Raw genomic sequence first — 12,270 nt, 5'->3', positions numbered from 1 at the left:
GCCGCCGGCTGCCCCGCTCCCCCCGGCGTCCCCGTCCCCGGCTCCGCTCCCAGCAGCGCCTGCGGAACGACGAGCACCGCCTGCACTCCGCCGTAGATGTTGGTCTGGAGGCGGACGGTGATGCCGTGCCGCCGGGCGAGCTGGGAAACGACGAACAGGCCGATGCGACCGTCCGCGAGGAGCCGGGCGACGTTCACCTGGTCGGGGTCGGCGAGCAGCGCGTTCATCCGCGTCTGCTCCTCCAGCGGCATGCCCAGTCCGCGGTCCTCGACCTCGACGGCGAGCCCGGAGGTGACGAGGTTGGCGCGCAGCAGGACCTGGGTGTGCGGGGCGGAGAACACCGTGGCGTTCTCGACGAGTTCGGCCAGGAGATGGATGACGTCGGCGACGGCGTGGCCGCGCAGCTGCCCGTCGATCGGCGGCACGAGTTTGACCCGCGAGTACTGCTCGACCTCGGCGATGGCCGAGCGCAGCACCTCGGTCATGGAGACCGGGTTGCTCCACTGGCGGCGGGAGACGGCACCGCCGAGCACGGCGAGGTTCTCGGCGTGGCGGCGGATGCGGGTGGCGAGGTGGTCGACGTGGAAGAGCCCCTTGAGCAGGTCGGGGTCCTCCATCTCGTTCTCCAGCTCGTCGAGGATGGAGATCTCGCGGTGCACCAGCGACTGCAGGCGCCGGGCGAGGTTGACGAACACTTCCAGCTTCTGTTCGCTGCCGGCCTGGCTGGAGAGCTGGGAGGCCTGCACCACGGCGGTGACGGCGCCGTCGTGCGCGCGGGACAGGTCGGCGGAGAGAAGGTCGAAGTCGTCGGCGTCCTCGGCGGGGCCGCCGGGCCGGCTCTGCGGTGCGAGAGGGGGCGGCCCGTCGCCGCGGCGCAGCGTCTCGACGAGGGTGCGCAGGTCGGCCTCGCGCCGGGCGGTGCTGCGGCGCAGCACCCCGATGCGGTCGTGCACGGACCGGGCGGCCCGGTTGGCGGCGACCGCGGCGACGGCGATGCCGACCAGGGCCACGAAGACGGCGCCGCCGAGCACGGCCCACAGGGTGAGGCCCGGCCGCACTCCGGTGGACCGGACGGTGAAGAGGACGGCGGCGCAGCCGCTGAGGGCGACGGCGACCGGGGGCAACACCGCGAGACGCAGCAGCTGGGGCCGTATGTGGGTCTCGGGCAGCGCGGTCGCGGTGCGGACGGCGGGCCGTCCGTGCCGCCCGCCCTCACGGCGGTCTGCGCGCGCGGTCGGGGCGCGGAGGTGAGACATCGGTGTCCTCGTACTGGTCCGTCGGGCCTGGGTGCCAGGGGGGCTCGCGGGGGTGCGTCCGGGTTCGCGTGGCCGCTTGCGCGCGCCCCGGGCCGTACGCCCGGGCTCCCCTCGTTTCCGGCCGGCCCCGGCGCCACCGGGGCCCGCATGCCGGCCCGGGCCGTGGACGCCGGCATCACGAGCTCCGCCCCCGGCGACGCCCGCACCACCCCCGACGGCGGCGGCCTCACCGGCCCGGCCGCCCGCGGCTGTGGCCTCCATGTCGCCGGCCGCGCCAGTGCCGGCGTCGGTGGCGCGCGGGCAGCGGGGATCCCCGTCGCGTCGACTCCCTCGTCCGCCCTGCGCCTGCACGTGCCGACCCCCGCTCCCTTGATCCGCCCTGTTCCCCGACGGCCACTGACAGTAGTCGCCACCGCATCATGTGCGGTGGGCAGTTGACAAACTCATACGGTGAGCGTCCCGCTCTGGTATGAGGTCTCGTACGACAGACCGATAACACCGTCGCGCATCCGGCCGTGAACGAAACGAGTTCGATCCGACCTGGTCAGAAGCGGTCATGCAGAGACGGCGAGGGCCGGGGAGCCTCTCGCTCCCCGGCCCTCGCCGTCGGTCTGGCGTATGCCCCGCGTCAGCCCGCCGGGAGCGTCTCGGGATCCTCGGTGCCCTTTCCGGCCCGGCAGGATTCGTCACTCACAGTGTCGGCCTGGGCCATGGCTGCCGCGTCCGACGCGGTCTTGATGCCGGCTCCGGTGAGGGCCTGCGCTGCCGCGTGGCCGCCGGCCGGGGCGAGCGCCACCCCACGCCACCACGGCTCGGACGGGACGGTCTCCGCCGTGGGCTCGAAGGGCTCGCCCGGGCGGGGCAGGGCGACGGCGGCGCCCACGGCGTGTGCGGCTGCGAGCGTGCCCTCGCCGGGGTCCGCCCACGGATGCGTCGCCAGATTGAAGGTGGCCCAGTGGATCGGGAGCATCGGGCCGCGCTCCGGGCCGCCCTGGAGGTCGAGGTGGGCGCGCATGCCCTCCTCGGGGGTCATGTGGATGTCGGGCCAGAAGTCGGAGTACGCGCCGATCTGGATCATCGTCGCGTCGAACGGTCCGTACTCGGCGCCGATCTCCTTGAAGCCGTCGAAGTAGCCGGTGTCACCGCTGTGGTAGACCCGGTGCTCGTCCCCGGCGACGACCCAGGAGGCCCACAGGGTGTGCTGGGTGTTGCGCAGCCCGCGGCCGCAGAAGTGCCGGGCGGGGGTGGCGGTGAGACCGATCCCGCCGATCTCGGTGGTCTCGTGCCAGTCCAGCTCGCGCAGCCGGCCGGCGGACACGCCCCAGTGCTCCAGGTGCGCGCCGACGCCGAGGGGCACCGCGAACAGCGTGTCGGTGCCCGCGAGCGCCTTGATGGTGGGCATGTCCAGATGGTCGTAGTGGTCGTGCGAGATGACCACGACGTCGACCGGGCCGAGCGCGGCCAGCGGCAGGGGCACGGGATGCAGCCGCTTGGGCCCGGCGAAGGAGAAGGGGGAGCAGCGCTCCCCCCACACCGGGTCGAACAGGACGCGCCGGCCGTCGATCTCCGCGAGGACGCTGGAGTGCCCCATCCAGGTCAGCCGCAGGCCGGTGGCCGGGGGTCTGGCGATGTCGGCGAGGGTGGTGGAGTGCACCGGGACGGTGCCCTTCGGGGCGCGGCGGGGCCGGGTGTCCTTGTCGAAGAAGACCTTCGCGAAGTCCAGGGCCGAGCCCGAGGGCCGCGTCCGCGCGGGGCCGCCGGGGTTCTGGAAGACCCCGTCCTTGAAATGGGGCGATCTGCGGATCCGCGCCATGCGCTCACCGCTCGGGTCGGCGCCGAACGCCCCGGGCCGCAGCGCACGGAGCCCCGAGCTCAGGGTACGGAAACCGGCCACGGTACCTCCAGGTGGAGTCGGTCAGGCTTTCCATTATGGTCGGCCCCTCCGACATCACCGGATCGCAGGGGCCCCACGGGAGGGGATACTGACCGATGATTCAGTAATCCGGCGGCGAAGGAGCCCGTATGGCCACCCCCCTGCTGTCCCTCACCTGGACCGATCACCTCACGGGACGACAGGGCTTCCTGGTCGTCGACCGGCTGGTGCGCGGGGTCGCCAGCGGGGGTCTGCGGATGCGCGCGGGCTGCACCCTGGACGAAGTCGCGGGTCTCGCCCGCGGCATGACCGTGAAGGAGGCCCTGCACTACGACCCCGCGAGCCGCTACGTCCCGCTCGGCGGCGCCAAGGGCGGCATCGACTGCGACCCCCGGGACCCCGGGGCGTACCCGCTGCTGGTGCGCTACCTGCGTGCGATGCGGCCGTACATAGAGAGCTGCTGGACGACGGGCGAGGACCTGGGGCTCACTCAGGACCTGGTGGACCGGGCCGCCGCCGAGGCGGGTCTGGTCTCCTCGATCCAGGCCGTGTATCCGCTGCTGGACGACGAGGCCGGGGCCCGGCGGCGCCTGCGGGACGCGTTCGCGGTCGAGGTCGACGGCATAGGCCTGGACGAGCTGGTCGGCGGCTGCGGTGTGGCCGAGGCGACCCTGGCCGCCCTGGACCGGGCCGGTGTGCCGTACGCGGGGACGCGGGTCGCGCTCCAGGGTCTCGGCACCATGGGCGGGGCCACCGCCCGCTTCCTCACGCGCGCGGGGCTCAGGGTGGTGGCCGTGGCCGACCTCAAGGGCACGATCGCCAACGGGACCGGCCTCGACGTCGAGTCGCTGCTCGCCGCCCGGGACACCCACGGCACCGTGGACCGCTCGGCGCTGCGCCCCGGCGACCGCGAACTTCCCGGCGACGCCTGGCTGTCGGCCGACGCGGACGTGCTGGTGCCGGCGGCCGTGTCGTACGCGATCGACACCGCGAACCAGGAGCGGATCACCGCCCGCTGGGTGGTGGAGGCGGCCAACATGCCCGTACGACCGGAAGCGGAACTGCTGCTCGCCGCGCGCGGGGTGACCGTGCTGCCGGACGTCGTCGTCAACTCGGGGACGAACGCCTGGTGGTGGTGGACGCTGTTCGGGGACATCGGCGCCGACGCCGAGGAGGCGTTCGCGTACACCCGCCGCTCGATGCGGGCCCTGGTCGAGCGGATGCTGGACCGCGCGCGGGCCGACGGGTCGACAGCGCGCGCCGCCGCCCACGCCATCGCGGCGGACCGGCTGCCGGTGATCGCCGAGCGGTTCGGCTGGTTCCGGTGAGGTGCCCGCCCTCCGCGACGGCAGCCGTCACCGGCCGGCCGGACAGACCGGAACGCCCCGTCGAGGGGCCGCACGCGCGTGGGTAGGGTGACGGCGTGACGAGAGTCCGGCTGAGTGTGGCCCAGCGGCGCGGGGATCTGCTGCGGGCCGCCATCGAGCAGATCGAGGCGAGGGGTGTGGCGGCGGTCAGGATCGCCGACGTGGCCTCGGCGCTGGGCGTGAGCAACGCACTGGTCCTCTATCACTTCTCGACGAAGGAGCAGCTGGTCGCCGCCGCGTTCCGGCATGCGGCGGAGGGCGACCTGGCGCATCTGCGCAAGCTGCTCGGCCGGCGTTCACCGGCGCTGCGCCGGCTGCGGTCGGCCGTGCGGTGGTACGCCCCGACGGGGCAGGCCAAGGGCTGGCGGCTGTGGATCGAGGGCTGGGCGGCGGCGCTGCGCGATCCCGCGCTGCGGGAGGTCGCCCAGGACCTCGACCGGCAGTGGAAGGCGGCCCTCGCCGAGGTCATCGCGGAGGGCGTGGCCGCCGGTGAGTTCCGCTGCCCGGACCCGGCCGGCACGGCCCTGCGGCTCACCGCCCTCCTCGATGGCCTCGCCGTCCAGCTGACGTCCTACGCCGGCGCGGTGCCGCGAGCGCGGGCGCAGGAGTGGGTGGAGGAGGCGCTGCTCCGCGAGTTGGGCCTGGCGGAGGAAGCGCGGCTGACGCCCTGACGCGGCCGCCAGGCCGGGGCGTCGGGGCCGTCGAGGGCTTGCCCATGGCTGCGACGCCTGCGGGCCGCGCCGGTTTCCGGCCGGCACGGCCCGCAGGCGCAGAAGCCGCTTTCACGCCACCGGCGCGATCCGCATCCTGATGTCGTCCGGCGACAGCGCTCCCTTGGCCGTCACATGGTCGCCCGACGACTCCCCGCGCAGCCGGCGCCCGATCCACGGCACGAGGAACTCGCGCGCCCAGGCGACGTTGTCCCGCCGCATGTCGAGAGCGCCGCGCGGGGGCAGCTCGGGCCACGCCTGCTCCGGGTCGGCCGGCACGTCGAGGCCGAGCACCTGGCCGGCGCGGAGCGCCACGCGCGTGTGCCCCTCGGGCGACAGGTGCAACCGGTCGGCGTCCCAGGCCCTGCGGTCCCGCACGCTGCGCAGGGACCACAGGTCGAGCACCGGGCAGCCGTACCGGTCGGCGATGGCACGGACGTGTCCGTTGTACGTGGCGATCTTGCCGCGCAAGTGCTTGAGCACGGGCACGCCACGGGTGTCGAAGCCGGTCGTCACCATGACCGTGCCGGACACGGCGGTGAGCCGGGCCAGGGCACGCTCGAAACGTTCGGCCACCTCGTCCGGGTCGGTGCCCGGCCGGATGATGTCGTTGCCCCCGGCGCAGAACGAGACGAGGTCCGGGGCCATGTCGACGGCCCGCGGAACCTGGTCCGCCACGATCTGGTCGAGGAGCTTTCCGCGTACGGCGAGATTGGTGTATTGGAAGTCGCCCTCGGGCCTGCGGTCGGCGAGCAGGACGGCGAACCGGTCGGCCCAGCCGACGAACGCCCCGTCGGGGCCGGGGTCACCGACGCCCTCGGTGAAGCTGTCCCCCACCGCCACGTACGACCCGATCTCTGCTCTGCTGTCACTCTTCGAATCGTCTGCCACAGCAGCTCATGATTCACCTTCGAATGTGGCCTACGCGACCGTAGGAAAGGGTTGACGGACGGTGAGATAGCCCACTCCTCACGTGTTCGCCAACTCCGGAACAGCCCGCTGCCGTAGAGCCGGGCTGATCAGGAACCGGCGCCGGTGTAGCGGTGGACCTGGCCGTGGTGGTCGAAGTCGCCGCGGACCGGAAGTCTGAGCGGGGTCCGGGCCGGTGGAGCGGTCACCGGCCCGGAGGTGCGGAACTGTTCCGCGACACGTGCAGCTGATGTCCCCGGCCCACTGGGCTGCCACGGTGTTGTGCCCTGCACGGGACACACGCCACGACCTCGACCAGGCGGGGGCAGCGCGGGCACGCCTGACCTCGCCACCGGGGCCAGGCCGGCACCGCGGGGCCCGCGCGAGCCACGCGGTGCGGGAAACGAGGCACTTCCCCGGCGAACTGAGCCACTGCTGTTCCTCCGCGCGGTCCGTCAAACCGACCTGGAGGGGCCGGAGGCGGAGGTGTTCTCGCCGGACGGCGGCGGGCGGCGAAGGCGGTAACAGCTGTTACCATGCCGAGTATGGCGAAAACACAGCTGGGCGCCCGCGTGGACGAAGACGTCGCCGAACTCGCGAAGATGCGCGCCGCCGACCTGGGGCTGAGCATCGGGGACTACCTCGCGCGGCTGGTGCAGGACGACGCCAGCGGGCTGCGCGCCCGAGCGGTGGGGGCGGCCGCCCGCTTCCTGGCCGACCACCAGGCGGTCTTCGACGAGGCCGAAGAGGCCCAGCAGGCACACCGGGGAACGCACGCGGCCTGATGGACCTGCACATCGACGTTCCCTGGATCCTGCGGGTCGCCGAGGCCGCTGGAGCGGACGATCCGGCCCCCGATGACTACGGTGTCCCGGTCTCGGCGGTTGCCCGCCACCGGGCCGAGCTGTTCGAGCATCCCGTCTACGACGGCCCCTACGCCAAGGCCGCCGCCCTGGTACACACCCTGGGCCGATGCCGCTGGCTGGAGCGCTCCAACATGGCCGTCGCCGCCGCGTCCGGCGTCATGTACCTCGAAGCCGCCGGGATCTCCGTCAAGCCCGGCCGCGAGGACGCCGTCGCACTCAAGGACCTGCTCCTCGACCCCGCCTGCACCGCCGGCAGCATCGCCGCTCTGCTGCGGACCTGGCCCACCGCCGGCTGACGCCCGCAGGCCGGCCGGCGCCGCGGTTCGGTGTCGGCCCGCACGGGAGGCCGGTGAGCCGCCCCCGGCCCACCCGGGTCGCGCTTCCGTACCTGCCGGATCTGCACCGGGTGGTCGGACACGCCGTCCATCTGCGCGTCTGACGCGGCCGCCGGGCAGCACCGCCGGCACGGCAGGTCGCTCACCGAACGCACTGCCGCCCGCCCGCGTTCGGCGCACCTCAGCAGGTCTGCGAGGATGGCCGACAGCCGTCCGTGCCGGGTCCGGGCACCTGCGGGCGGTGCGAGGCAGGGGGTACGGGCAGCGGCCCGGCGGGCGGGAGAGCGGAGCGGTGGGGCACATGCCGGAGTACCCGGAGTACCTCGCCGCGGTCGTGTTCGCTGCGGGAGGCGTGGTCAACGCCCTGCTGGCACCGCACCGGTTCTCCACCGCCGTCCTGTTCTGCCTCGCGGTGACCTCCACCGGACTCGGCGTCGCCGGTCGCAGTGCGGCAGCCCACCCGACCATCGCCACCGTTCTCGCTTTCGCTGCCTTGTTCCTGGCGCTCGCGCTGGGCATGCTGCTGCTGGCCGACGGCGTCCTCCTGGTCCGGCGCTACGGACCGCAGGCAGCCCTGCTGGCGACCGGGGCCGCCGGCTGCGCGGTGCTGGCGGTGCTCGGCCTCGACGCGGTCGTCCACGTGGTCGGCGGCGAGGCGTTCGGTGCCCTCGTGGTCGCGGTCAACGCGGCCGCGGGATACCTCACTCTGCTCTTCCTGGTCTTCGCCGGCTACGTGTACGTTCGGGGCCGTAGCACCCCCCTGCCGGGAACCACCCATGTCGTCGTCCTGGGCGCCGGGCTCAACGGCGACCGGCCCGGCCCGCTGCTGACCCGCAGGCTGGAGCGCGCCCTCGCGATCGACGCCGCCCGCGCACCGGACACGCCTGGTGTGGTGTTCGTCGTCTCGGGCGGCCAGGGCGACGACGAGGTCTGCTCCGAGGCGGACGCGATGTCCGACTATCTGCGCGAGCGCGGAGTGCCCGTCGGCCGGATCGTGCGGGAAGACCGCTCCGTCAACACCGGGCAGAACCTCCGTTTCAGCGCGGCCCTCGTGGAGGACACCGCTCCCGGCCGCCGTGCCACGGTGGTCACCAGTTGCTTCCACGTTTACCGCACGACCCTGCTCGCCCGCCGCGTCGGCGTACCCGTGCACGTCGTGGGCGCGCCGACCTCCCCCGCCTACTGGCTGGCCGCGACACTGCGCGAATTCGCCGCCATCCTGTGGCTGGACCGCCTCCCCCTGGTCGGACTCAGCCTTCTCCTGGCAGTACCAGTGGCGACGACGGCCTTCGAGCACTGAAACGCCGGCCGCACACCTCGTGCCGGGCCCTGACCGATCCCTTGACGCGGCCGACGGCATGCGCACACACCGAAGGCCGGACCCGGGGATCGGGGTCCGGCCTTCGGCCGCGTGTCAGGCAGGTGGTCGTGCGGTGGGTCAGCCGACGGAGACGCCGTGGGAGCGCAGGAAGGCGACCGGGTCCACGTCAGAGCCGTAGTCCGGCGTGGTGCGGATCTCGAAGTGCAGGTGCGGTCCGGTCACGTTGCCGGTCGCGCCCGACAGGCCGACCTGCTGCCCGGCGGTCACGGTCTGGCCGGCCGAGACGGAGAGCTGGGACAGGTGGGCGTACTGGGCGTAGTGGCCGTCGTTCAGCCTGATGACGACCTGGTTGCCGTACGCGCCGCCCCAGCCGGCGGAGACGACGGTGCCGGCGCCGACGGCCTTGAGGGAGGTGCCGGTCGGGACGACGAAGTCGACACCGGTGTGGTAGCCGCTGGACCACATGCTGCCGGACATCCGGTACGGGGTGCCGACGGTGGCACCGGCCACCGGGAGGCTGTAGCCGCTCGCGTTGCTCTCGGCGGCGGGCTTGGCGGCGGCCGGCTTCGCGGCGGGCTCCGCCTTCGGGGCCGACTCGGCGGCAGGCTTCGCGGCCGAGGGCTTCGGGGCGGAGGCCTTCGGCGCGGACGGCGCCGAGGACTTCGGCGCGCTCGCGGCCTGCTTGCCGATCGACAGCTTCAGACCCGGGTGGATCAGCGACGGGTCCGAGCCGACGGCGTCGCGGTTGTCCGCGTAGAGCTTCTTCCAGCCGCCGCTGACGTTCTGATCGTCGGCGATCTTCGCGAGACAGTCGCCGGCCTTCACGGTGTACGTGCGGGGGCCATTGGCCTTTTCGGCGGCCTTCTTCTCGGCCGCCGGAGCGGACTGGACGGCCTTTTCCGGAGCCGACTGCGGGGTGGCGGCGTGGGCGCCGGCGGCCCCCATGAGCGGCAGCGCGAGAGCGGCTCCGCCGGTTCCGGCGACGGCGATGGAGCGGGTGAAACGCTGGGTCTTGGGACGGCGGTGCTTACCCTTCGCGGGCATGACGAATTCCTCTCCGTCGCCTGCGAGGTGAGCTGTCGGGTGCGGGCTGGAGATGCCCGGCCGCGCCGGGGCGCGGCTTAACCCCAAGCCGTTCCGGGAACCGGAACAGGCGTCTTACCTGTGGGTCCCCCGCTCCTGCCGTACGTCGGGTCAGTGTGTGCGGGCTCCGGTCGGCGGCAGGATTAGGCGTCCGTCCGGATTGGTGTGGAACGTAAGCGACCAGGACGCAAACGGACAAGCTTGCGGTTGCCCGTGACGGTGTTTTGCTTTGACGCGTCGCCACATCCGCGGTCACCGAGCGTGGATTACCGATCTCCCGCTTTCCTCAACAGCCCTGAACAACACGAGAATTACGTGCACATGGCAACAACGGATCGTCACGAATATGACGATGGTCACGCACCCCGACCCCATCTCCTTTACAGTCGGGGCACGTTATCCCTAAGCGGTTTAAGCTCCTTATTCGGACAGAAACGGCTACTTCCGCTTAAGGCGGACGACCGCGGCATCCAGATCCCCCCGCAGGCCCACGCGCAGCCCGTGATGAAGCAGCACGGCTCCCCGGTGAATTTCGCCCGTTTCGAGGCATTCGTACGATGCGGCCGGGTCGAGGGCGCACAACCGGAGAGCCGGTACGGGCTCGCCGTACCGCTGCGCCTGGAGCCAGGCGAGGACGACGGTCTCGTCTCCGAGGGTGTACTGCACGGCACTCAGTCCGCCCTGCGGGGGACGCAGCCGGTACTGGTCGCCGCGTTGCACCACGGGCCGGATCTCCTTGTAGAGCTCCACCCACTCCCGCGCCTCGGCGAGTTCCTCCCGCGTCCACCGCGTGAGGTCGCCGCCGACCCCCAGCACCCCGGCCATGGCGCTGACGAACCGGAACCTCAGGGAGCTGGCCCGCTGGTTGAGCATGACGTTCGGACTGTCGGTGACCCAGGCGGCCATGACCCGGGCCGGATGGATCTGACTGAAGCCGTGCTGGATGGCGAGCCGGTCGAGCGGGTCGGTGTTGTCGGAGGTCCACACCTGGTCCGTGCGGCTCAGCACACCGAGGTCGATCCGCCCGCCGCCGCCCGAGCAGGACTCGAAGGCCACTCCGGGATGGGCGGCCCGCAGCCGGTCCAGCAGGGCGTACAGGCCGCGCACGTGATCGATCCACAGCCGCTGCGGGTAGGGGTCGTCCGGCCAGCCGGCGTCGGTGAAGCAGCGGTTGAAGTCCCACTTGACGTAGTCGACGGGAGCGCCGGCGAGAAGCCCGTGGAGCTGCTCCCAGAGGTACTCCCGGACGTCCTCGCGGGCGAGGTTGAGTACGAGCTGATTGCGGAACTCCGTCCGCCTTCGTCCCGGTTGGTACTGCACCCAGTCGGGGTGCGCGCGGTACAGGTCGCTGTCCGGGTTGACCATTTCCGGCTCGACCCAGATCCCGAACTGCATGCCGAGGCCGTGCACGTGGTCGGCGAGCGGCTTCAGCCCGCCGGGGAAGCGGTCGGGGTTCGGGGTCCAGTCGCCGAGCCCGGCCCGGTCGCTGGTGCGCGCCCCGAACCAGCCGTCGTCGACCACGAACAGCTCGACGCCCATGGCGGCGGCCCGCTCGGCGAGCGCCCGCTGCTGCTCCTCGGAGATGTCGAACTCGGTGGCCTCCCAGGAGTTGAACAGCACCGGCCGGTCCCGGCCCGCGTCCGGGATCACATGCGCCCGCTGGTAGGCGTGCCAGGCGCGGCTCGCCCCGCCGAAACCGCCGTCGCTCCAGAGCCCGGCGAAGACCGGCGTCGTGTACGACTCCCCCGTGGCCAGCGTCAGCAGCCCCGAGTCGTCGTAGCCCGCGCCGCCGGTGATCTGCACGCGCGCATCCGGGAGCTGGGCCACGGAGATGCGCCAGGACCCGGACCAGCCCAGGGCGCAGCCGTAGACCTCGCCGCGCTCCTCGGTGGCGTCGGCGTCCAGGGCGACCCACGGCAGGTGCTGGTGCGAGGTGTGGCCGCGGCGGCTGCCGATGACCTTCTCGCCGTGGGTGAGGCCGGAGCGCGTCAGGCGTGACTCGGCCCCCCAGCGGCCGTGCAGCTGGGACAGCCGCCACGCGTCGCGGTCGGGCAGGGTCCAGGTCGCGGAGTCGGCGCGCAGCAGTTCGACGTCCGGCCCCCGGTTGTCCAGGGTCACCCAGCGCTCGACGACGTCCGTCGAGGAGGGCATGCGGTAGTGCAGCGTGACGGTCAGGTCGCCGTCGCGGAACCGGAGCCGCAGCTCGCCGTCCCCGGCGTCGTGCCCCTCGAATCGCCACTCGGTGCCGCGCCACCCGGCCGCGCGTACGGACAGGGCGGGGCGCACGAAGCGGGGGCCGCCCTCGACCGGGTACTCCTCGCGTCCGTCGAGCGGGGACTCGAAGGGCCAGTAGTCCGGCAGCGGCCGGACGGCGAGGGCCTCGGCGTCGGTGAGGCCGATACGGGGGCCCCAGTGCAGATGCAGCAGCTCGTCCCCGTCGGTGACATGGACGGCGTAGCTGCTGGCCGGCCCGGAGAGCACCCACGTACGACCGTCTTCGGAGATCTCCAGCATCATGCCCTCACAGATTCGAACAAGCCCGACCAGGTG

At 72.9% G+C, this 12,270-nt stretch carries 10 protein-coding genes and 1 riboswitch; of the genes, 5 read left to right on the top strand and 5 right to left on the bottom strand.

Going from position 1 to position 12,270, the window contains the following annotated elements; all coding sequences use genetic code 11:
- Both GTY56_RS06440 and GTY56_RS06435 read right to left on the bottom strand, forming a co-directional pair.
- On the bottom strand, nucleotides 1-1,256 hold a 1,256-nt coding region (locus GTY56_RS06440; protein ID WP_161363348.1), incomplete at its 3' end, for a sensor histidine kinase.
- Nucleotides 1,257-1,884: 628 nt separating this feature from the next.
- Nucleotides 1,885-3,150 carry an MBL fold metallo-hydrolase gene (locus GTY56_RS06435; protein ID WP_161363346.1) on the bottom strand — a complete coding sequence of 422 codons (1,266 nt, stop codon included), beginning with the start codon at nucleotides 3,148-3,150 and terminating at the stop codon, nucleotides 1,885-1,887.
- Between the two features lie 128 nt (nucleotides 3,151-3,278).
- On the opposite strand from GTY56_RS06435, the gene GTY56_RS06430 reads away from it, so the two are divergent.
- Nucleotides 3,279-4,457: a Glu/Leu/Phe/Val dehydrogenase dimerization domain-containing protein gene (locus tag GTY56_RS06430; protein WP_161363344.1), complete on the top strand. Its 1,179-nt coding sequence runs from the start codon at nucleotides 3,279-3,281 to the stop codon at nucleotides 4,455-4,457.
- A gap of 95 nt (nucleotides 4,458-4,552) precedes the next feature.
- Entirely contained in the window at nucleotides 4,553-5,167 is a 615-nt protein-coding gene (locus GTY56_RS06425) for a TetR family transcriptional regulator C-terminal domain-containing protein (RefSeq protein ID WP_161363342.1), read from the top strand.
- Nucleotides 5,168-5,278: 111 nt separating this feature from the next.
- Here the strand turns inward: GTY56_RS06425 and GTY56_RS06420 are convergent, their stop codons facing one another.
- A complete protein-coding gene (locus tag GTY56_RS06420; RefSeq protein ID WP_346345427.1) occupies nucleotides 5,279-6,097 on the bottom strand; it encodes an SGNH/GDSL hydrolase family protein in 819 nt (272 codons plus the stop codon).
- Nucleotides 6,098-6,660: 563 nt separating this feature from the next.
- Between GTY56_RS06420 and GTY56_RS06415 the strand changes: the two genes are divergently transcribed.
- From GTY56_RS06415 to GTY56_RS06405, 3 genes are all read left to right on the top strand, one after another.
- Nucleotides 6,661-6,900, top strand: a complete 240-nt coding sequence (locus GTY56_RS06415) for a hypothetical protein (protein WP_161363340.1) — start codon at nucleotides 6,661-6,663, stop codon at nucleotides 6,898-6,900.
- Nucleotides 6,900-7,277: a fic family toxin-antitoxin system, toxin component gene (locus GTY56_RS06410; RefSeq protein WP_161363338.1), complete on the top strand. Its 378-nt coding sequence runs from the start codon at nucleotides 6,900-6,902 to the stop codon at nucleotides 7,275-7,277. The genes GTY56_RS06415 and GTY56_RS06410 overlap by 1 nt, the downstream gene beginning before the upstream one ends.
- 340 nt (nucleotides 7,278-7,617) lie before the next feature.
- Complete coding sequence (locus GTY56_RS06405) at nucleotides 7,618-8,616, top strand: YdcF family protein (RefSeq protein WP_161363336.1); 999 nt, start codon at nucleotides 7,618-7,620, stop codon at nucleotides 8,614-8,616.
- Between the two features lie 138 nt (nucleotides 8,617-8,754).
- Here the strand turns inward: GTY56_RS06405 and GTY56_RS06400 are convergent, their stop codons facing one another.
- Together GTY56_RS06400 and GTY56_RS06395 are read right to left on the bottom strand one after the other, a co-directional pair.
- Nucleotides 8,755-9,681: a M23 family metallopeptidase gene (locus GTY56_RS06400; protein ID WP_161363334.1), complete on the bottom strand. Its 927-nt coding sequence runs from the start codon at nucleotides 9,679-9,681 to the stop codon at nucleotides 8,755-8,757.
- Nucleotides 9,682-9,685: 4 nt separating this feature from the next.
- Nucleotides 9,686-9,840: riboswitch (cyclic di-AMP (ydaO/yuaA leader) on the bottom strand.
- A gap of 318 nt (nucleotides 9,841-10,158) precedes the next feature.
- Nucleotides 10,159-12,234, bottom strand: a complete 2,076-nt coding sequence (locus GTY56_RS06395; protein WP_161363363.1) for an alpha-galactosidase — start codon at nucleotides 12,232-12,234, stop codon at nucleotides 10,159-10,161.
- Between the last annotated feature and the right edge of the window lie 36 nt (nucleotides 12,235-12,270).

The sequence above is a fragment of the Streptomyces sp. SID5643 genome (genome assembly GCF_009872555.1).
Lineage (GTDB): Bacteria > Actinomycetota > Actinomycetes > Streptomycetales > Streptomycetaceae > Streptomyces > Streptomyces iakyrus.
Note: the sequence above shows the minus strand (reverse complement) of the source record. Positions and strands in the feature narration are given on the sequence as shown.